This is a genomic window from Streptomyces sp. CNP082 (genome assembly GCF_059570535.1).
On the sequence record NZ_JCANSZ010000082.1, the window covers coordinates 1 to 21,136 of the forward strand.

Annotated in this window: 12 protein-coding genes and 2 pseudogenes; 8 read left to right on the forward strand and 6 right to left on the reverse strand. The window is 70.0% G+C overall.

What is annotated here, in order from left to right:
• The 4 genes and pseudogenes from B124_RS34425 to B124_RS34440 all read left to right on the forward strand — a co-directional run.
• Positions 1-327: pseudogene (locus B124_RS34425) on the forward strand (ABC transporter substrate-binding protein); the annotation flags it as partial.
• Complete coding sequence (locus B124_RS34430; RefSeq protein WP_496506963.1) at positions 327-653, forward strand: hypothetical protein; 327 nt, start codon at positions 327-329, stop codon at positions 651-653. The pseudogene B124_RS34425 and the gene B124_RS34430, both read left to right, overlap by 1 nt.
• 260 nt (positions 654-913) lie before the next feature.
• On the forward strand, positions 914-4,354 hold the full coding sequence (locus B124_RS34435) for a ThuA domain-containing protein (RefSeq protein WP_496506964.1): 3,441 nt from the start codon (positions 914-916) through the stop codon (positions 4,352-4,354).
• Positions 4,355-4,692: 338 nt separating this feature from the next.
• A complete protein-coding gene (locus B124_RS34440; RefSeq protein ID WP_496506965.1) occupies positions 4,693-5,490 on the forward strand; it encodes a S1 family peptidase in 798 nt (265 codons plus the stop codon).
• 159 nt (positions 5,491-5,649) lie between these two features.
• Here B124_RS34440 and B124_RS34445 read toward each other — a convergent pair whose 3' ends face one another.
• From B124_RS34445 to B124_RS34455, 3 genes and pseudogenes are all read right to left on the reverse strand, one after another.
• The gene (locus tag B124_RS34445; protein WP_496506966.1) at positions 5,650-7,311 is read right to left on the reverse strand and encodes a sigma-70 family RNA polymerase sigma factor; all 1,662 of its coding nucleotides are present in this window, start codon (positions 7,309-7,311) and stop codon (positions 5,650-5,652) included.
• Positions 7,312-7,685: 374 nt separating this feature from the next.
• A complete protein-coding gene (locus B124_RS34450) occupies positions 7,686-8,924 on the reverse strand; it encodes a ricin-type beta-trefoil lectin domain protein (RefSeq protein ID WP_496506967.1) in 1,239 nt (412 codons plus the stop codon).
• 642 nt (positions 8,925-9,566) lie between these two features.
• Positions 9,567-10,583, reverse strand: a pseudogene (locus tag B124_RS34455) (SpoIIE family protein phosphatase); the annotation flags it as partial.
• On the opposite strand from B124_RS34455, the gene B124_RS34460 reads away from it, so the two are divergent.
• The 4 genes from B124_RS34460 (at position 10,500) to B124_RS34475 (ending at position 18,705) form a co-directional block, all read left to right on the forward strand.
• Entirely contained in the window at positions 10,500-11,249 is a 750-nt protein-coding gene (locus tag B124_RS34460; protein WP_496506968.1) for a discoidin domain-containing protein, read from the forward strand. The pseudogene B124_RS34455 and the gene B124_RS34460 overlap by 84 nt on opposite strands.
• 92 nt (positions 11,250-11,341) lie before the next feature.
• The gene (locus B124_RS34465; RefSeq protein ID WP_496506969.1) at positions 11,342-13,717 is read left to right on the forward strand and encodes an alpha-L-fucosidase; all 2,376 of its coding nucleotides are present in this window, start codon (positions 11,342-11,344) and stop codon (positions 13,715-13,717) included.
• Positions 13,718-14,079: 362 nt separating this feature from the next.
• Positions 14,080-17,451 carry an outer membrane protein assembly factor BamB family protein gene (locus B124_RS34470; protein WP_496506970.1) on the forward strand — a complete coding sequence of 1,124 codons (3,372 nt, stop codon included), beginning with the start codon at positions 14,080-14,082 and terminating at the stop codon, positions 17,449-17,451.
• A 15-nt stretch (positions 17,452-17,466) separates the two neighbouring features.
• Complete coding sequence (locus B124_RS34475) at positions 17,467-18,705, forward strand: urease accessory protein UreH domain-containing protein (RefSeq protein ID WP_496506971.1); 1,239 nt, start codon at positions 17,467-17,469, stop codon at positions 18,703-18,705.
• Positions 18,706-18,935: 230 nt separating this feature from the next.
• Here B124_RS34475 and B124_RS34480 read toward each other — a convergent pair whose 3' ends face one another.
• From B124_RS34480 to B124_RS34490, 3 genes are all read right to left on the reverse strand, one after another.
• Entirely contained in the window at positions 18,936-20,522 is a 1,587-nt protein-coding gene (locus B124_RS34480) for a family 20 glycosylhydrolase (RefSeq protein ID WP_496506972.1), read from the reverse strand.
• Positions 20,510-20,866 (reverse strand): hypothetical protein, encoded by a 357-nt coding sequence (locus B124_RS34485; RefSeq protein ID WP_496506973.1) that lies wholly within the window; start codon positions 20,864-20,866, stop codon positions 20,510-20,512. The genes B124_RS34480 and B124_RS34485 overlap by 13 nt, the downstream gene beginning before the upstream one ends.
• A 22-nt stretch (positions 20,867-20,888) precedes the next feature.
• Positions 20,889-21,136 (reverse strand): transposase family protein (locus tag B124_RS34490; protein ID WP_496506974.1); only part of this gene is annotated, 248 nt, incomplete at its 5' end.

Here is a 21,136-nt window from a genome sequence, read left to right on the forward strand (position 1 = left end):
GCCGCGGTCGAGGCGTTCGAGGACGCGGGCGAGGACATCCCGCCGATCACGGGCGAGGACCAGCAGGACTTCCTCCAGGCGTGGCAGGACAAGGACCTGACCGCCATCGCACCGACGTACCCGACGTTCCAGTGGCGCACGCCCGTGATCGCCGCGCTGAAGATCCTCAACGGCGAAGAGGTGCCCAAGGAGTGGACGCTTCCGCAGCCCGTCGTCACCGAGGAGAACTTCGACGAGTACTACAGGGAAGGCATGCCCCCGCTGCACTACGGCGCCTGCGGCTGCGAGGACCTGCCCGGCTACCCCGAAGACTGGGGCGGCGAATAATGCCGGCCGGCAACCGGCTGATCGGCGCCAACCCGTGGATCTGGCACTCCCCGGTCACCGAACGCGCGCTGACCGCGGTCCTGCCGCGGCTGGCGGGCTGGGGCTTCGACTGCGTCGAACTGCCGCTGGAGCAGCCCGGCGACTGGCACCCGGCCGGCACGGCGAAGCTGCTGGACGCGAGCGCCCTGGCCCCCGCCGCCGTCGCCGCCTCCGTATGGCGGGCCCTGGCACCCGACCAGGACGCCATCGCCGTCGACGGCCTCGCCTTCCTCCGCCACGCCATGACCACCCTCGTCGGACCCGGCCCTGGCGGGCCGACTGCCTGACGACAAATGCCCCACCGGTGCGGCGGCCATGCCCCGCCTGCCGCACCGGTGGTCTCGCCGCCCGTCGCTTCCCCGCGGGGGCGTCGGAAACTCCGACGGGCCGGACGACGACACATCTGAATTCTGCTCCGCGGGCAAGGCCACTCACCAGTTCGGCAGGCGAGAGCAGATGCCACAAAACCGATCATTCTTACGGTCCAAGTGATCCGACCAATCCAAGGAGCCGCATGAGATCACGACCTGCGCGATTGATATTGACCATGTTCTGCGCTGTCCTCCTCATGGCAGGGCTGGCCGCCCCGGCGGCCATTGCGCACCCCGGGGGGTTTCACGTCCTGCTGTTCTCCAAGACGGCAGAAGGGGCGTACCGGCACGGCCCCGCCATCGAGGCCGGGATCCCCATGTTCGAGAAGCTGGCCGAAGAACGCGGCTGGGAGCTGACGAAGAGCGAGGACTCGTCGGTCTTCAACGATGACGCGCTGGCCCAGTACGACGTGGTCGTGATGTTCCAGACGTCCGGCATGGTGTGGGACAACGACGCCCAGCGGCAGGCCATGCAGAAGTACGTGAACAACGGCGGGGGCATCGCGGCCATCCACAACACGCTCGACATGCAGATCGACGACGAGTTCCCGTGGTGGGACAACCTCATCAACGGCGGGGCCCACATGCCCACCCACTCGCCCGGCGTGCTCCAGGGCACGGCGAAGGTCGCCGACAAGGTGCACCCCTCGACCAAGGGCCTGCCCGAGCGCTGGGTACGCAAGGAGGAGTGGTACAACTTCGACAAGAACCCGCGCGGCGACGTGCACGTCCTCGTCACCGCTGACGAGACCACGTACGACCCGGGCGGCGATGCGATGGGCGCCGACCACCCCATCTCGTGGTGCCGCAACGCCGAGGGCGGTGACGTCTGGGCCACCGCCATGGGCCATGACCCGGCCTCGTACAGCGAGCCGGAGTTCATCGAGCACATCGCAGGCGGCGTGGAATCGGCCGGCGGCAAGGTCGAGGCCGACTGCGGGCCCACGACGTGGTCCGGCTACGAGAAGGTCGCCCTGGACGAAGGCACGGTCGGACCCGGCTCGCTGGACGTCGCGGACGACGGCAGGGTGTTCTACGCCGAGTACGGCGGCAAGGTGAAGCTGCACAAGCCGGACACCGGACAGGTGAGCACCGCGGCCACACTCGACGTCTACACCGGCGGCGAGGACGGACTGACCGGCCTGGCTCTCGACCCGGACTTCGCCGCCAACAACTGGATCTACCTGATGTACTCGCCGGCGGGCGGTGGCGAGGACATCGCGCGGGTGTCCCGGTTCACGGTGAATGGTGACTCGCTGGACATGTCGAGCGAGAAGGTGCTGATGAAGGTGCCATCGTCGCGGCAGAGCCCCGAGCCGGGGCACACCGGCGGCTACCTCACGTTCGGGCCGAACAAGGACCTGTACATCGGCACCGGCGACGACATCGAGCCCTTCCGGTCGGACGGCTACGCACCGATCGACGAGCGCAACGCGAACAACGACGTCCAGGGCACCTCGGCCAGCACCAACGACCTGCGCGGCAAGATCCTGCGCATCCACCCGCAGGACGACGGCACTTACACGGTCCCGGACGGCAACATGTTTCCGCCCGGCACCGACAAGACGAAGCCCGAGATCTACGCCATGGGCTTCCGCAACCCGTTCCGTTTCACGGTCGACCCCACCGATGGCACGATCTACGCGGCCGACTACGGCCCGGACGCGGCGAACGACAACCCCGACCGGGGCCCCGGGGCCACGGTGGAGTGGAACATCATCAAGGAGCCCGGCTTCTACGGCTGGCCGTACTGCATCGGTGACAACATCCCGTACAACGACTACGACTTCGCCACCGGCCAGTCCGGACCGAAGTTCGACTGCGACAAACCGGTCAACGACTCCCCCCACAACACCGGCCTGACCGACCTGCCGGCGGCCAAGAAGGCCGATGTCTGGTACGGCAACGGAGCGAACGGCGGCAAGTTCCCCGAACTCGGCGGAGGCGGCGAGGCGCCGGCCGCGTTCCCGGTCTACCAGTACGACCCGGACAACCCGTCGGAGACGAAGTTCCCCGCCTACTTCGACAACACGCCGTTCTTCGGCGAGTGGGCGCGCAACACGCTCCACGAGTTCCGCCTGGACCAGGACGGGAAGCTGCTGAAGATCAACGACTTCCTGCCGGGCATGACCTTCAAGTCGCCGATGGACATGAAGTTCGGCCCGGACGGCGCGATGTACCTGCTGGAGTGGGGAACCGGCTTCGGCAGGGACAACGCGGACTCCGGGCTCTACCGCATCGACTACACCACCGGCGACCGTCGGCCGATCGCGAAGGCCACGGCGACGCCGTCCTCGGGAGCCAGTCCGCTGGAGGTGAAGTTCTCCAGCGAGGGCTCGAACGACCCGGAGGGCACGGACGTCACCTATGAGTGGACGTTCGGCGACGGCGCCACCTCGACCGAGGCGAGCCCCACGCACACCTATCAGGGGAAGGGCCAGTTCAACGCGAGCCTCAAGGTGACCGACGCGGGCGGCAAGACCGGCACGACGAGCGTGACGGTGACCTCCGGCAACACCGAACCCACGGTGAAGCTGTCGATCCCGGACGGAGGCATGTACGAGTGGGGCGACTCCATCCCGTACACGGTGGAGGTCACCGACCCCGAGGACGGCGAGGTCGACTGCTCCAAGGTCAAGACGGTGCCCTCACTGGGCCATGACGGGCACGCGCACGACACGGACGCGATCACCGGTTGCTCGGGCACCCTCAAGCCGGAGACCGACTCGGCGCACGCCGACGTGAACTCGTTCTACGTCGCCACCTCCACCTACACCGACAAGGGCGCCGACGGCGTCCCCGGGCTGACCGGCAGCACGAAGACGGTGCTGCAGCCCAAGCACAAGCAGGCCGAGTTCTTCAGCGGGCAGTCCGGAGTGCGGGTCGTCTCGCAGGCCGGCGCCGAGTCCGGAGCCCGGATCGGCGACATCAGCAACGACGACTGGATCTCCTTCAAGCCGGTCGACTTCACCGGCATCGACCAGGTCTCGCTCCGGTATTCCTCGCCGTCCGGCGGCGGTACGGTCGAACTCCGCGGCGGCTCGCCCACAGGTGAACTGATCGCCTCGGTGCCGATGGAGAGCACCGGCGGCTGGGACAATTACACCAGCACGCCGAAGGTCGACGTCACCGCATCCGGCGGGACCACGGAACTGTTCCTGGTGTTCAAGACGCCGGGGAACAACTCGTACGACATCGACTCGATGACCTTCACCGGGCCGGGCGTCGGACAGGGCACCACCGGGGCCGGCGAGCAGATCGTCGGCATCGGGGACAAGTGCGTCGACGTGAACGCTTTCGGTACGGCGAACGGGACGAAGGCCCAACTGTGGGGCTGCAACGGCGGCGCCAATCAGAAGTGGACCACCACCGGAAGCACGCTGCGTTCGCTCGGCAAGTGCCTGGACGTAGCTGCCGGGGGCACGGAGAACGGGGCGAAGGTCCAACTCTGGGAGTGCAACGGCGGCGCCAACCAGGACTGGTCGGTGCAGTCCGACGGCACGATCCGCAACGGCGGTAAGTGCCTGGACGCCACGGGCAACAGCTCGGCCGACGGCACCCAGCTGATCGTCTGGGACTGCCACGGGCGTGCCAACCAGAAGTGGGCCTTCACGTAGCCGAACCAGCTGAAGGCCCGATTGCCATCGGCTCCGGTACACCGGGCAGGGCCGGGGCCGATGTTCCCCTCGTGGGCCGGGCACCACCGCGCGGTGCCCGGCCCACACCCCCCGATCAACGTCCGTGCCGGGGCCTACCTGACCAGGGCCCGGCAGGGACCCCTCCCTGTTCCGCAGCCCACGACTGCTGCGTCGGTTGAAGTTGGCAGGTCCCTGACATGTCGCGACATGCGGCTACCGGCCGCGTGCTCCACCGCATGCCGGCCGCGTGGCGAATTCCGCCACTCAGCCACGAGCGACGGCACGAACGGCTCGTTCAACAACCAAAGGAGTAAGTCATGCGAGAACGACCCCCCACGCGAGCACTGCTCATAGCGGTGCTCATGACGCTGGCAGTGAGCTTGCTCGGCGTCTCGACCGCGGCAGCGGCCAGTGCCCGCACGGCCACCGCTTCCGCCGACGCCACCCCGGACAGCGCGCCGGGCGGCATCAACACCAAGATCGTCGGTGGCGGTACGGTCACCACCGAGGCGCCCTGGATCGCGGCGCTCTACAACGGTGGCGCGTTCTGCACCGCTACGATCATCGCCCCCCGCTGGGTTCTCACCGCGGGCCACTGTGCGGGCGAGGGCGACACCCCCGAGGTGCGGGTGGGCTCACTGGACCGCACCCAGGGCGGCACCACCGCCAGCGGCGTCAGAGTCGTCCGTCACCCCGGCTACAACTGGCCGGGCAACGACATCGCGCTGGTGGAGCTGGACCGGGACGTCGACACCACCTATTCGCACCTGGCCAACGCAGGTGACATCGCCAAGGACCAGCCGGCCGCGATCTTCGGGTGGGGCGTCGAGAACGCCGACTGGAGCGGTGACCTGCCTGTCCGGCTCAAGTACGCCAGTGGGACCGTCATCAACACCGACTGCACCAGCGCGAGCCCCACGATGCTGTGCTTCGGTGGCGACGGCGGAGCGGTCGCCGGTGACTCGGGCGGGCCGCTGAGCGTGCAGAGCCCGCAGACCGGGCAGTGGGTGCAGGCCGGCGTGAGTGCGGTCAGCCCCATCCCGGGAGGCAGCTGGAGCGGCTACACGGACGTCGCCAAGAACCGTGACTGGATCAAGGAGGTCGCGGGCGTGTGAGGCTCACGCCGTCGCGGTGATGCCGGGCGGGGTCGCTGATCCGGTTCCGGCATCCTGACGCAGGGGTGGAGGAGGCGCGCTCCTCCACCCCTGCTTTCCGGTGCCGCCGGGTTGGCCGCGCGCGGGTGGCTCGCGCAGCCCCTTGCGGGTGCGAGGCGTTCAGCCGCGGAAGGCATTTCCGTCGTACTGGAAGCGGAGTGACGTGGTGTTGTAGTAGTTCGTCGTCGTGCCGATGTCGGGGGCGTGGGGCTCGCCCTCACCCGCGGCGTGCCAGTCGTCCAGGCCGAGGAAGTGCAGGCTGGAACCCGGCTGGGCGAAGGCGACCTGACCGGCCTGATCGAGGAAGTAGGTCCATCGGGCGGTGGCCGCCGAGGACTGGCAGGCGTCGGACCGCTGGCGGACCGGGGCGCCGTCGGCCTCGGTGCCGGTGTGGGTGAGGCACATGCCGGTCGCGTGGTTGCGGATGCGTACCTGCTGGGCGCCGCGGTCGACGACCAGTTCCCACTGCTGACTTCGGCCGCCGTCGCACTCGGCCTCGTACGGCTCCGCCCCCTCCGCCGAGGAGATGTCCATACACCTGCCGGTGGACGCGATCGGCAGAACCGTGCGGTCGTCGGCCGCCGGTGACCACTCCGGGGGTGCCGTTGCCGGCGATTCAGATGTGCGCTGCGGCGGCGTACGGGACGGGGAAGGCGTTCGCGGTGGCGATGGCGGTTCCACGGGCGTGCTCTGCCGCGGCGCGGGCGTGGGGTCCGGAGCAGCAGTGGTGGCGGGCGCGGTGGGGAAGGGCGAGGGCGGAGGGTCACCGCCGCCGTTCGGCCAGATCGCGTAGCCTCCGAGGGATATGACGAGGACGGAGGCCGCGACTCCGCCGGCCTTGAGGGCTGCGGCCAGCCCGGTGGACGTGGTGGCTCCTCCGGTGGTGCCGGCGGCTCCCGCGGTGGTGGCCGCCGCTCCGGCGGAGACACCGGTCCCCGAGACCGTCGCCACCTGCGACACGTACCAGGCTCCTCCCCACAGCAGCAGCCCTGCGGGGAGCACGGCGCTCAGGGAACTGTTCAGCTCCCGTACCTCAAGCCCGGCGCGGCGGCAGCGGGGGCAGACGGCCAAGTGGCGGGCCAGGCTGCGCTGCGCGCGCCGGCCCGGCCCGGCGCGGCGGACCGAGGCCGCCAGCAGACCCGTGTAGTGGCGGCACTCCTCCGGCGCTGCCGGGTCCGTCGCGTGTGCGGCGAGGTACGCCTCGCGCAGCCCTTCGCGGGCACGCGCGGTCAAAGAAGTGACACCACTCGGGCTGAGGCCGAGCAGCGGTGCGACGCGGCCCGCCGGCTCGCCCTCGACGGCCGTGTGCCACAGTGCAGTCTGCCAGCGCTCGGGAAGGCTGCGGAAAGCGCGTAGCAGAAGAGCGGCGTCTTCACGTTCCAGCACCTGCTCCTCGCTGCTCTCGGTCACCGCGGTTTCCGACAGCCATGCCTCGAAGCCGGAGGAGAGTTCGGTGTGCCGGGCGGAGTGGGCCCAGGCGGCGGCGGTGCGGCGCACGGTGATGAGCAGGTACGGTCGCCAGGCTGCGTCGGGGCCGCTGCCGCCGCGGACGGCGTGCAGCGTGCGGGCGAACGCCTCCGAGGCGAGATCCTCGGCGGTATGCGGGTCGCGGGTGCAGCTGCGCGCGTAGGCAAGTACCGGCTCACGGTGTCGTCGGTAGAGCTCGTCGAGCGCGGCCTCGGCGGCGTCGTGCGGGCCGGTGCGTATACGGGCGGTCAGGTCGGCGTCGCTCGCGACGGTACCGGCAGGGGTAGGGACGGTGGTGCTTGAGCTTCTGCGCATGGCGGTCATTCCGTGGGTGCGGCGGCCGGATCCTTCGCAAAGGGGGGAGCGGCCACCGGGCGCATCATCCCGCGACGTTATCAATCCGTTGTGAAACACGGTATGCGTGTGCAGGGTTCGCCCCTCGGGGCCTGCGACACGACAGTAGCCGTCGCAGGCGTCGAGGGGATGCGCGTCCCGGGCGGAGACGACGTGGTCGCCTTCGTCCGGGCAGGCTCGTCGCCGTGCTTTCCCCGGTCTGGACGACCGGGGAAAGCACGGCGACGTAGAGAGGGCTGTCCGACGCCCTGCCGTCGGTACGACGACGAGTCACTTCGCCGCTCTGCCACCCCGCTGCTGTTGCGCGGGTGACACCTTCGGCGGCTGAACCGGCCTCATCCCTTGCGCATCACGAAGGTCGCCGCCCCGTTGACCCCGACCTGCTCCACGCCGGTGCGGGGCACGAGGCCGTAGCCGTTGCGCGCCTCGCCCTGGCCGTCGCTCACCCACCAGTGCTGGCTCGCCTTGTTCGCGCACCGGGCGAGCACTGGCGTGCCCTCCTTCCCCTTCGCCAGGCACTTCGTGCCCAACTGGAAGGTGAACCAGCCGCGGCCGCTGATCCGCCGCACCCAGGTCTGATCGTCACCGCCGCATTTCGCGAGCCGCAGCCCGGCACCCTTGCGTGCCGCTTCGAGGCATTTGCCGCTCGCCTGCTCGGCGAGACGGGCCGCCACCGGCTTCGCCGGCTTGTTGCGGATCAGGTACGGGCTGTTGGCGACGTTCTGCCGCGGGTTCTCGGCGAGTTGGCTGCCCTTCTTCGGCCGGGGGTGGAAGTAGGCGAATTCGTCACGCACGCAGTCCAGCACGGAGCCCGCACGCGGGTCGTCACAGCGGGGTGTGCTGTCGTAGCCCCGGCATATGGGGTCGTTGCCCTGGGAACCATCCTCGTCGCAGTGCGTGACCCCGAAGTTGTGGATCATTTCGTGCGTCATCGCGCCTGCACCCGCACAACCCCAGGACACCTCGGCCCACCCGCTGTGCATGTCGGCCCGCGAGTCGGGCCCGGGCATCCCGCCGGTGCCGCACCCATCGGGCTGTCCGGTGTCGTAGAAGTACAGCAGCCGGTGGGTGCCCAGCCACTCGTTCGCCTGCTCCTCCGTCCCGCCGATCTCTTCCCGTACGGCCTCCAGGGCCAGGGAACGCACCTCGCTCATGGAGTGCTGCTCCGCGAGCCCGTCGACACTGACGCTCATCACGGCGGGCCGGCACCTCTCGTCCTGCACGATCCGGGGGCGCCGGCTGTCGTTGAACCCGGGGTAACGCTTCGCGCTTGCCTCGAAGATCTGGTCTATGTCCCACATGATGTGCTGCACCGCGGCCGGCCCGCCCTTCTGTGGCCCGGCCTCCGAGCGATAGACGTACACGGGCTGATACCGGCCCTTGCCGTCACCCTCCTTTCCGTCATCACACGCCACCTGGCCGACGGGCGCAGTCCGCACCACGGGGGCCGCCCTGCCGGGGTCCGCGGAGCCGTTCTCCTCCGCCCAGCCGGGCATGCCCATAGCGCTCCACAACAGCGCGAGCACGAGGGCGGCTGCGCCGCCTCCCGGGAGCGCCACCTTCCACCGCGTCAACCGGTGCCGTCCTTGCCTTGTCACAACAGTCCTCCTGTTGGTGGGGGTCACTGGATAAGGAGCGTGAGAGGGAAGGCAACGTCCCGTGGCGTTACCCGTCTGTGATGTTTCGGCGGAGGTGGGCTGGTGGCCTGGGATGCTACGGGGACGGGGTGGCCGCCGACCGACTGCGGGTGGCCGGCCGGGGGAGGACACGAACGGCGAGGCCAGGGCACGGCCCGTGCAGGGGCGCCCGCTCAAGCTCGCGGACACGTCACTCCATGGACCCCTTGGACACAACGCTGAAGTTGATCCTTCTGCTGGGCCAGTACCGACCGAGAATGCCCGAGTGCTGGCGCGGCCCGGAGCCCGATGGCCGGGCAGCGAGGAGATCGATCGCCGGGCGTGGTCGACTTCACCGCCGACAAGCTCGCACTGGTGGTTCCCGGGAGCTCTGGGGCGGGCGGCAGCCATCCTCACCTGGGCGGCAGCGCCACCTGACGCCCGTTCCGGGCCTTGTGCAGGCCACGGCACGGTCTACCGGCGCAGCCAGGACGGGCGCCACGGTCGTCCTCGGCGGCACAGTGTCGAACGAGCCGGAGCCCGCTACCGCCGGTGCCCCGGTCGAGGGAGCACGGTCTGCCGCGAAGTCGCCGTACGACGTCAGGGCCGGGGCTGCTCGGGCAGCCTCTGCTCGGCCCAGATGATCTTGCCGTCCGGGACGTACCGGGTGCCCCAGCGGTGCGCCACCTGTGCCACCAGGAAGAGTCCGCGACCGCCCTCGTCCATCACCCGGGCGTGGCGTATGCGCGGCGCTGTGCTGCTGTCGTCCGCGACCTCGCAGATCAGCACGGAGTGCCGGATCAGGCGCAGCCGGATGGGGCCGACGGCGTGGCGGATGACGTTGGTCACGAGCTCGCTGACGATCAGTTGCGTGGAGTACGTCAGCTCATCCAGGCCCCATGCTTCCAGTGCGGCCGCGACGAACGCGCGTGTTTCGCCGACCACGGCGGGGTCGGTGGCCAGTTCCCACGACGTGACCTCGTCGGGGCCCAGGGCGCGGGCGACGATGAGTGCCAGGTCGTCGCGTTGCGGCCCGCCCTGCATCGTGTTCAGCAGTGTGCCGCAGACCTGCTCAGCGGGACTTCGGGGTGGTCCAGCGCAGCGGCAGCTCATCGAGGCCCCATTGCAGGTCCCTCTCGCGGGACTCCACGAGGCCGTCGGTGAACAGCGCCAGGAGACTGCCTTCATCGAGTGCGAACTCCGCGGACTCGAACGGCAGCGTGCCGAGGCCGAGCGGAGGACCGGCCGGAAGATCGGGGAACGACACGCCACCGCCGGAGGCCGCGACGGCAGGCAGGAGATGGCGGCGCGGGCGGCGACACAGCGTCGGGTGACCGGGTCGTAGATGGCGTACAGGCAGGTGGCGCCGAGGACGGCGGTGGCCGTGGCCCCCTCGCCGGCAGCCTCTTCCTCGATCAGGCGGATGACGAGATCGTCGAGGCGGGCCAGCACCTCGTCGGGCGGCAGATCCATGGCGGCCAGGGTGTGCACCGCGACTCGGAGCCGTCCCATGGTGGCCGCGGCATTGATTCCGTGGCCCACCACATCGCCGACCACCAGGGCGACCCGGGCGTCGGACAGCTCGAAGACGTCGAACCAGTCGCCCCCGGCGTCCTCAAGACCGCCACCCAGTCCAGCACGCACGCATCGGGTGCGAACGCCGATCGGGCCATCGACGGGAACACCGACGGCGACTTCCGGGCCGGCTCGGTCTCGCAAACCTCCGAGACCCCGCTGGACGCCGACCCGTGGTGGCAGGTCGATCTCGGCTCGGCCAAGCCGGTCAGTTCGATCAAGCTGTGGAACCGGACCGACTGCTGCGACAGCCGGTTGCGCGACTTCTACGTCTTCGCCTCCAACACCCCGTTCACCTCCAACGACCCCGAGCTCACCAAGAACCAGAAGGGGGTCTGGCACTCCTATCAGAGTGCCGCGGCGGGGACGTCGCTGAATCTTGAAGTCGACCGCCCCGCACGCTACATCCGCGTCCAGCTCGCCGGCTCCGACCGGCCCCTCGCCGGGCGGCTGGAGCAACCGCATCCGATGAACTCGGCTCATTTGAGGTGCAGTTGGCTCATTTGGACGGTCGAGACCTGTCCGGGCGCCGAGACATCCTGCGTCCAGGGGCTTACTCGCGGCCAGCGGATGTGGTTAACATCCGATGTGTTTCCTCGTTTTATGGGTGTTTCACGAAAGAGCAACGACTCTGTTCGGCTCAAAGATCGGGTCTATCCCGGTTCCCGTGAGGAGGTGGCAGTGAGATGCGAAGAGCGTTGGTTTTGATGATGGCGATCTTGGCGATGGCCGGACTGGCCGTATACGGGCCGGGGGCGATGGCGGGGCCTGCGGCCCCGGAGCAACCCAGCGTCCGAGGTGTGCCCGGAGCGATCGAGCACAGCCAGGATGCGGACGTCGCGGCCTGGCAGCGTCTCCAGTACGGCATGTTCATCCACTGGGGTCTCTTCTCCGAGCTGGGCGGCGTGTGGCAGGGGGAGCCGGTCACACGTGGCTACAGCGAGCAGATCCAGATGTGGGCGAACATCTCCGGCGAGGACTATCTCGAAGTGGCCAAGCGGTTCCAGCCGGATAGGTTCGACCCGGCCGAGATCTGTTCGCTGGCCAAGCAAGCGGGGATGCGCTACATCGTCATCACGAGCAAGCACCACGACGGCTTCTCGATGTTCGACACGGACTCCACCACCTACGACATCGTGGACTCCACCCCGTACGGCAAGGACCCGATGAGGGCGCTCGCCGACGAGTGCCGCTCCCAAGGGCTGAAGTTCGGCTTCTACTTCTCGCTGGTGGACTGGCACCAGGGGCACGGCTTCGACGGCAGCAACGAGAACCCGATCCCGGCGTCGATGGAGCCGGTGATCAAGCAGCAGATCCGGGAGTTGATGACGAACTACGGCGACATCGCCGAGGTGTGGTTCGACATGTCGGCGCCGACCGCGGCCCAGAGTGAGGCATTCGCCTCCATCGTCCGGGAACACCAGCCGCACGCGGCGATCAACAGCCGGATATGGAACAACAAGGGGGACTTCCGGACACTCGGCGACAACGAGGTCCCGGACGTGCCTCTCGACGGCGCGTGGCAGACACCCGCGTCGATCTACCACGAAACGTGGGGCTACCGCAGTTGGCAGAAGCGTGACGACCTTCCTGGCAAGGTCCGCGACCTCGTCACGGGGCTCACCAGCGTGCGCGCCCGGGGCGGAAACTACCTGCTGAACATCGGACCGCGCGGTGACGGCTCGGTCGTGGAGTTCGAGGCGGACGTCCTGCACGGCATCGGCGACTGGCTGAACCGCCACCCCGGCGCGGTGCTCGACGCGTCGGCCACCCGTTTCGGCGGCCAGCCGTGGGGCGAGGTGACCGTCAACGACCGCGAACTGTTCCTGCACGTGACCAACTGGCCTGCCGACCGTCAACTGCGCCTGCCCGGCCTGGCCACCCCGGTGCACGACGTCCGCGAAGACGGAGCGGCATCCGGGCTCGACTGGCGGTTTGACGGCGACGACCTCGTCGTCACGCTGCCTGAGCAGCCGCGGGACGACGTCCTGCCGGTCATCCGGGTCGACCTCGCCGGCGAGCTGCGGGTCATCCCCCGCAACACCGTCGACCTCGGCAGCGACACCAGCGCCGCCATCCAGCCGACAGACATCGAGTCCGGTCACAGCTACGCCGATCAGGGCACCTACAGCAGCAACCGCCGCACCACCGTGCGACAGACCGCGCACATCACCATCCCAAGGTCCTCCGACATTTCGATCGCCCTCAGCGGCCAGGCCCGCCCCGACGCCTCGTACCGCGTGACGGTCGGCGACAAGTCCCGAGTGGTGAGCGGCAGCGAGCTGACCACCAAGGCCATCGGCCCCTTCAGAGTGCCGGCCGGAGTCGTTACACCGGTGACCGTGCGCCTGGACGAGCCGACGCACCCCGGCGAGGACCTCGGTCTGCGGATCGACACGATGCTGGTCGGCCAGGCCGGCAGGGTGGTGTCCTGGCTGGAGGCGCCGGACCAACTCGAAAGGAGCGCGTCGGCGGACATCCCGGTGCACGTGACCAACCTGGGCGCCCAGCCGGTCAGCGGGACGACCGTGCTGCGTACGCCGGAAGGCTGGGAGGCCGGCGCCGCCGCCGAGTACACGAGCCTGGCACCTGGCGGCACCTTCACCACGACCATGACCGCGACCGTACCGGCAGCGGCCCCCCTGGGGGACTACACGCTCACCGTGGACGCAACGGGTGATGGAAAGATCGTCGAACTCCCCGACAGCGTCACGGTGGTGCCGCCCAACGTGGCCGTGGGCAAGACAGCGACCCAGGTCAGCACGGCGCATGAGGGCCTGCCCTCCCGGGCCGTGGACGGCAACACCAGCGGCGCGTTCTTCGACGGTTCGGTCACTCACACCGCGGAGCCGTCAGACCAGGCCTGGTGGCAGGTGGACCTGGGTGAGTCCCATGCCATCGACTCCATCGAGATCTGGAACAGGGCCGACTGCTGCTCCGAGCGCCTGTCTGACTACTGGGTGCTCGTCTCCGACACTCCCTTCGCCACCGACTCGCTGGAGGAGGCGAAGGCCGCACCGGGAGTGACGGCCCGGCACCAGGCCGACACCGCGGGACGGCCCACCACCCTCGACCTCGACGGGGCCAAGGGGCGCTACGTGCGGGTCCAGCTCGCCTCGGCCGCCGATCCGCTGTCACTTGCGGAGGTGATCGTCAGGGGACAGCCCGGCGCGTAACCCGATCGTCCGCTCGCTCCGGCCCGGCCGGAGTGAGCGGACGGCGCTTGGGCCAAGGAGGGGAAGGCGCTTGGCGCGGTGCCGAAGGGGCGGGATCATCCATCGCGTGCATGCACGCAGCGCAAGTGGAATGGATGGCTGACCGCCGTTCGGACACTGCTTACCTGGGCATCAGACAACCGATGAATGCCCGATAGAGAGGGCGGACCTCTCCCGGTTCCCGCTGAGGGCCCCAGATAGGTCCGACCATTCGGCCCATGTCCCAACGGTGGATCAAAGGAAGCTGAACACTCCCCGACGGCACGACGAAGGCTCACGCGCGACCGGCCGGTAACTGAGTCGCGAAAACTAGCGTCCGCCTCATGAAACTCATACGCAGCGCCGGCGGGCTCGCCGCCGCGCTGGTTCTTCTCGTGCTGGGCGTCGGCGCCCAGACGGCGTCCGCGCATGTCACGCGCGAGCACGCCGAACTCGTGGTCACAACGGGTGACCACGTCACCAGCGGCCGTCTCATCGTCGCGAACTCCGTTGTCGCCCCCGAACAGGCCGGTGACTGGGCAGCCGGGTTGCTCTCGGCTCCCTGCCCGGCCACCGGTTCCGGCGTGCCCGGCGACGATGGAGGCGCGCCCGGCGGGGTCGTCATCGAACTGGCGTGGAACTGCCACGTCCCCACGCTCGACCTGAGCTCGCTCATCGACCAGGGCGGACTGACCCGAGTCGTAGTCGAGTTCGACGGCACGGTGGCCGACGCCTCCGCCGCCGCCTCGCTCGTCGACATCCGCGGCGCGCACGCGCCGCCGTCGTTCCCCTGGCTCACGGTCGCCGGCCTCACCGCGGCCGGCGCCGTGCTGCTGCTCGCCGCCTGGCGGCTGCCGGCGTTCATCCGCGCACCGCGGCGCACCCGGCGCCGGTTGCAACTGGCGACCGCCGGGGTCGTCGCGGCGTCCGTCCTCGCGCCCCAGCCGGCCCTCGCCGACGACGGTGCGGATGCGGCCGCGACGGTCACCGTCGAGGGCACCGTCTTCGACGACCGCAACGGCAACGGCAGCCGGGACCCCGGTGAGAGACCCATGCCCGGCGTCGACGTCAACGACGGTGCCACGTGGGCCACGACCGGGGACGACGGCTCGTACAGCCTTCGGATCGACCCGACGCGGCGGGAGAGCGATCTGGTCAGCGTCGTGTCGCCCGACGGATACACGCCCGTGCTGCGCGAGGACTACGTCCCGCAGTTCTTCCGCAAAGTCCCCGAAGCCGGCGGCAAGGGAGTCGACTTCGCTCTCGTACCCGACCGCAACGCCGCGGACCCCACCGAGACGTGGATCATGAACTCCGACGTCGAGGTCAGCAACCGCGGGGGCGACGGGTCTCCCGGCGACGTGGCCCGGTGGACCAGCGAGGTCCAGGCGATGTCCGAGGTCGACGGCGCTACGATGCAGATCGCGACCGGCGACCTCACCGTCACCGACTACGCGGCCGAGCCGTACCGCCAGGGCGGCTTCGACGTGCTCAGCAAGGGCCTGCGGGAGGGGCAGCTCGGTCATCCCTTCTACCCGGTGATAGGCAACCACGACTTCGGCGGCACGGCCACCTCCCAGGGCTACGGCGGCAGCATGGAGTACTGGCGCCGCAACCTCGGCCCCGAGTGGTACAGCTTCGACCGCAACGGCCGCCATATCGTCGTCCTGGAAGACAACTACGACTCCAGCGGGCTGGCACCGCAGCTTGAGTGGCTGCGCGAGGACCTCGCCCGCAACGCGGTCGGCAAGCAGGTGTTCGTCTTCGCGCACCGCTCCCTGTTCACCCAGTGGGGCCCGGGCGCGGGCATGCAGCCGACGATCGACCTGCTCGCGGACTACGACGTGCGGATGGTCGCCGCGGGCCACAACCAGCAGGCGGAGTTCCGGCGCGGCGCCTTCGAGCGGTCGGTCGAGATCAACAACCAGGGCAACTACGGCATCGACGGCGCCCGCCCCGACTACAAAGTCCTCGACTTCAGCGCCATCACGGACGACCCGGGCACGTCCGGCAACGAGGACACGGGCTATGTGACCGGCATCCACCGCCAGTTCGCCATCGACAACGACGCCGCGCTCGTCAGTCCCGCACAGGGCAGTGTGCACGGCGCCGGGCACGGGGTGCCCGTCGAGGTGTACGCGGAGGACAACGGCCGCACGCCAGAGCGCGCCTCGCTGACCGTGCGCAACAGCAGCGGCCGTGTCGTGACGCGACAGACGCACCAGCTACGCTTCGGCGTCGCAGCCGCGCCGCCCGGCATCGAGAACTGTTACACCCCGCCCGGCGGCGAGCCCGAGCCCTGCCCCGAAGCGCGCGGCTCGTGGACCAGGGCGCCCGGCCACCTGAGCGGGCTGCGGCCCGGCACCTATACGGCCGAGTCGGTGGCCTACGACACCCGGGGCAAGGCGTTCCCCGCGGTCACGAACACCTTCGAGGTCGTACCGGACGCCGAGCTCGACGCGCCGCGGACCGGGCAGGACTGGCTGCGGCAGGGCGGCGGCGAGGCCGGGCGCTCGGCGAGCGGCGACGACCCGGGCGCGCTGGTCGACCTCAGGTGGGCCCGGCAGACCGGCGAGCAGTTCAACCTCAACGGCTCCGTCGTCGCGGACGGCAAGCTCATCGTCTCGTCCCGGGCCTTCGACTCTCCGTACAGCATGGTGGTCGCCTACGACATCGCCACCGGGCGGGAGATCTGGCGCACCTACCTGGACGGGGACGCCGAGTCGGCGCCGACGCTGCACGGCGGCAAGGTCTACCTGACGACCGCCGTGGGCCGTATCTACGCGCTGGACGCGGCGGACGGCCGGATCGCCTGGCAGGCGATCGACCGCGAGGAGACCCATGGCGACACCGTGCGCCGCTACGGCCGCGCGGGCGGGCCGGTCAGCGTCTTCTCCCTCGCGGGTGATGACGATCGCTCGGTCGCCGTGTACCAGGACGCGCACAACATCCGCTGCCGTGACGCCGGGACCGGCGAGATGCTCCCCGGCGGTTTCGGGGCGGCGTTCTCGTGGGGTCAAGCCCACAGCACCGCGATCCGCCAGCCCGGCTCTAATACCGTCTATCTGCACTCCATGTCGAGCAACACCCTCATCGCGATGGACCTCGCGACCTGCACCCAGATGTGGGTGAAGGACACCGGCGGCGGCATCGACAGCCATTCGTCGCCCGCGCTGACCGACCCGGAGACGGGTGAGGCGGAGCTGGTGACGTTCACGGCGTCCGGGGTCCGGGGCCACGATCCGGAGACGGGGGCGGTGACCTGGCAGTCTGGGCTCGGCACCAGCAGCACCTGCGAGCCGGGCCCGCCCCAGGTCACCAGCCCGGCCGTGTGGGGCGACACGGCGTACGTCGCGGGCCGGGACGGCGTCGTACGTGCCTACGACACGAGCGCCGCAGATCCGTCGCAGCCGGTGTGGGAGTCCAAAGCCGGCTACCTGCCCGGGGAGAGTCCGGCAGACGACCCGTCGCGGGCAGCCCGGGGCTGTGCTGCCGGACCGGGTTCGCCGACGATGCACCCGCTGGTGACGAAGTCCCATGTGTACGTGGGGACGTGGGACGGGCGCCTGCTCGTCCTGGACCGGGCGAGCGGCGAGCTGTCCGCTTCGTACAACCTCGGCGCGGGCGTGGCCTCGGCGCTCTCCGTGAGTGGTGACTGGGTCTTCGCCCTCACCGACGACGGCACTGTTCACGCGCTCGCCGCGCTCCGGCACTGAGGGAGAAGCAGCACCGTGCGAGCACTGCGCACCGGGGTGTTGCTTCTGCTGGCCGCCGTCCCCGCGCTGCTGTTCGGCAGCGCGGGGACGGCGCAGGCGCACCCCCTCGGAACACCGCCCATCGCTAGCGTCGAGGCCAAGGGCACCGATGTCGACGTGACCTGGTCCGCGCAACCGGACGATGTCGCTGTACTGAGAGAGGAGTCCAGCGGAGATGCGGCGGGTTATCTGCGCTCCCACATCGCCGTGCGGCAGGACGGGCGGCCGTGCCGCGCCGAGCGGGCTGACGGCGTGGAGCTGGAGCTCCACTTCGTCTGCCCGAGGCAGGTGGACCGGATCGACCTGACGATCACGGCGCTGACGGACGTCGATCCGGCGTACCGGACGCTGTCGGTGACGGACACGGGCAGCGGTGGTCTGCACACGGCGCAGGAGCCGACGCGTTCGCTCGCGCTCACGCCGGGGGCCGCCGGTTCCGGGCCCGCGGCGCGGACCTGGTCCTGGACCACCGACCTGACGTCACTGCTGGACCATGGGGCTGCTCTGCCGGTGGCGCTGCTGGTGGCGGCGGCGGTCGGCGCGCTCCACGCCTGCTCGCCTGGGCACGGCAAGTCGATGGCGGCCGGGTATCTGGTGGCCGGCCAGGGCAGACCGCGTGACGCGGTGTGGCTGGGCGGGAGCGTCGCCCTGATGCACACCGTCTCGGTCACCGCCCTGGCCGTCGGCTGGTGGCTGGCGGCGAGCAGCCTGCCGGATATCGCGGCCCTGACGCGATGGCTCCAGATGATCGCGGCGCTGGTGGTGGCGGGGGTGGGCGTGAGCCTGCTGCGGCGGCATCTACGCCACTGGAAGCATCACGGGCACACGCACGAGCATGGGCACAACCACGGGCATAATCATCGCCTTCCGGACAACTCCTCCCTGCTGACCTGGAGAGGACTGCTCCTCCTCGGTGTATCGGGCGGGTTGCTGCCTTCGCCGTCCGCCTTCCTCGTCCTGCTCACGGGCCTGCTGACCGGCAAGGTCGCCATCGCCCTGGCGATGGTCGCCGCCTTCGGCCTGGGCATGGCGCTGACCCTCACCGGGGTTGGCCTGATCGTGCTGCGCGGACGGGACGCGCTGCTGGACCGGCTCTCCCGCTCGCGGGCGCTGCGCACGTGGACCCCGAGGATTCCGCTGCTCGCGGCCTCGGCGGTGGTCACCGGAGGAACGGTTGCGTCGGCGCTGGCCGCGGCGCAGCTCGTGGGTCCGTAATCCGCACCGGCAACGTGAAGGCCGCCGCCACCGGCGTCCAGGAAGATGATGTCGTCGGCCGGTCGGATCGAGCGGCCCGTCAGGCGTCTCGCCGGGTGCGGGCCGAGCCGCGGCCCGTCACACCGGCCCGACGCCTCCGACCATGTCGGAGGCGTCGGGCCACCCGGGTCGCCAGCGGCGCGCAAACCATCGCGCCGCCGCGCTGCCGAGGCGGAACTGCTCGTCGAGGGTCAGTGTTCGTACGCGGTGAAGCGCTCCCGTACCTGAGTGTGCGTCAGGGCCTCGTCCCAGGTGACGAGTTCGTCCAGGTCGCCGCGGAGGCTTGCGTGCGGTGCGCCGATCGAGCTCTGCGGGAGGGGGATTGAGGCGTTGACGGCGCCGACGGGTTCGCCGTTGGCGTACAGAGTTGTGCGGTCCGGCTCGGCCACCCAGGTGAGGTGGACCCAGCGGTTCAGCGGCAGGGTGTAGTCGAAGCTGTGGTCGGCGACGCCGAAGCGGGTGAAGCCGACCTTGCCGGTGCCGTATTGCTGCAGCTTCAGCGCGTCGGCGCGGGAGCTGAGCAGCACCTGGTCGCTGGTGGTACCGGTGAGCTTGACCCAGGTGGAGGCGGTCCAGGGTGCCGCGACGTCGAGGCCGCCGAAGCCCACCCCATCCTTGTCATGGTCGAAGCGGAACGCCTGGCCGCGCACGCCCTCGTCGATGAGGGTGGGGTTGTTGATGATGTACGAGGTGCCCGGCAGGTCGCCGGCCACGTCCTCGGCCATGATCGTGTTGGGCGGCCGGCTGGCGTAGGTCCAGCCGGCCGGGTACGGGGCGGCGTCAAAGGTCCAGTGGTGGCTGGGGCGGCCGTCGTCCGCCCGGGGCGGCTGCGGTGCGGGGCGGACCCCCGGCGGGTCGCCGAGCGCCGCCACCCGGGTCCGGAAGCCGGCGAGCGAATCGGGGACGGCGGAGCCGTTCCAGGCACGGTCCGCCAGCAGCGCCCGCGGGGCCGCCATCTTCTGCTCGAAGTACTCGTCCTCGGCCCAGAAGTTGTAGTCGGCCCAGTTCATCAGGCCGGAGCCGAGCATGTCGGGTGCGGTGTTCGGCACCCACCGCTGGTACATCCACGGCTCGTCGGGATAGAGGTTGTGGTAGTTGTTCGGGGTAACGTAGAAGGGGCCGATGGCGATCTCGTCGTGGCCCGGGATCACAGGCTCGCTGCCGGTTCCCTCCCAGGTGAGGAAGACCACCGAGGAGTGCACCCGCTGCTGCGGCGCCTCCATGTGCTCGGAACCGTTGTAGATCGCGGTCCGCTTACCCCGCCCCGTCACCACGTCGTCGAGATCGTTGATGTAGCGGTTGAGCAGGTCCCCGAGGGTGCTGACGCCCGGGTCCTCGGCGAGATGGTGCTGCACGCGCGGGCACTGCTCCAATTGCCCGGGCAGCTCGTCGGCGCCGATGCTGAACAGCGGGGCGTCGAACCAGCCGCTGAACTCCGCCACGATCTCCTTCGTCTTCCTGATCGCCCGCCGGTCCGTGATGTCGATCATCCAGTCCGGGGTGAGATGGGAGTGCGTGTGCGCGCCGGTGCACGGGTCGGACCCGGCACCGAAGCCGATGCCGAACGCCTCGCTGACCACGGTCGCGTGCCCGGGCACGTCGATCCCCGGCATCACCTGCACGTGGTGGCGGGCGGCCAGCGCCTTCAGCCGCTCGATGTCGGCGCGGGTGTAGCTGTGTTCGCGGTCGGCGAGCCCGGGGAACTTCGGGCTGTAGAGGCGGAAGCCCTCGGAGTCCGACAGGTGCAGGAAGAGGGTGTTGAGCTTCATGTCGCCCATGCGCCGGATGAGGTCGGCAGCCGCAGCCCGGTGACCGCCTCGATGTCGGCTTGCAGTTGCCGGGCCAAGTCCTGCCCGGTCTGCCGGGCGGGGCCCGGCAGCTCATGCCGGCCGGCCTCGGTCGTCGTACGGGCGCGGGAGCCCGGGTCGAGCAGGATGCGCGAGTGCGGGGTCAGGGCGACGGTGCCGCCCAGCCCCTCCCACTGCGCCGGCCGGGGCACGACGGGTGGCGGGCCGCCCGCGGCACGGGGGTCCGGGCCGGCCGCCGCGGCCGGGGCGAGGAGGGAGCCGAGCAAGGCGGCGAGGGCGGCGATGAGCACCGGCAGCGAACGACGCATAGTCATAATTCACCCCACTCAGGTTTTCTCAGCGAGTTTCGCTCCATGTGTTGTTGAGGATGAGGGCGGCTTGGGCGATGACGCCGATGCGGCTGGGGCTGAGCGTGATGTGCTGGAGTGCGCGCCAGCGCTGCTTGAGGGTGGCGGCGGCACGTTCGCCCACGGCTCGTAGACCGCGTAGCAGTCGGTCGTGGCTGCGGTTGTCCGCACATAGCGGCTTGGGCCGGTCGGGATGGGTGGAGGTGGGGGTGTGGATGCCGATGCCGGCACCCTGAT

What these genes read in the sequence shown, in the direction of transcription:
- B124_RS34445 (WP_496506966.1), bottom strand. Translation starts at nt 7,311, where the DNA reads ATGCGCAGAAGCTCAAGCACCACCGTCCCTACCCCTGCCGGTACCGTC.
- B124_RS34435 (WP_496506964.1), top strand. Translation starts at nt 914, where the DNA reads ATGTTCTGCGCTGTCCTCCTCATGGCAGGGCTGGCCGCCCCGGCGGCC.
- B124_RS34430 (WP_496506963.1), top strand. Translation starts at nt 327, where the DNA reads ATGCCGGCCGGCAACCGGCTGATCGGCGCCAACCCGTGGATCTGGCAC.
- B124_RS34470 (WP_496506970.1), top strand. Translation starts at nt 14,080, where the DNA reads ATGAAACTCATACGCAGCGCCGGCGGGCTCGCCGCCGCGCTGGTTCTT.
- B124_RS34485 (WP_496506973.1), bottom strand. Translation starts at nt 20,866, where the DNA reads ATGACTATGCGTCGTTCGCTGCCGGTGCTCATCGCCGCCCTCGCCGCC.
- B124_RS34480 (WP_496506972.1), bottom strand. Translation starts at nt 20,522, where the DNA reads ATGGGCGACATGAAGCTCAACACCCTCTTCCTGCACCTGTCGGACTCC.
- B124_RS34440 (WP_496506965.1), top strand. Translation starts at nt 4,693, where the DNA reads ATGCGAGAACGACCCCCCACGCGAGCACTGCTCATAGCGGTGCTCATG.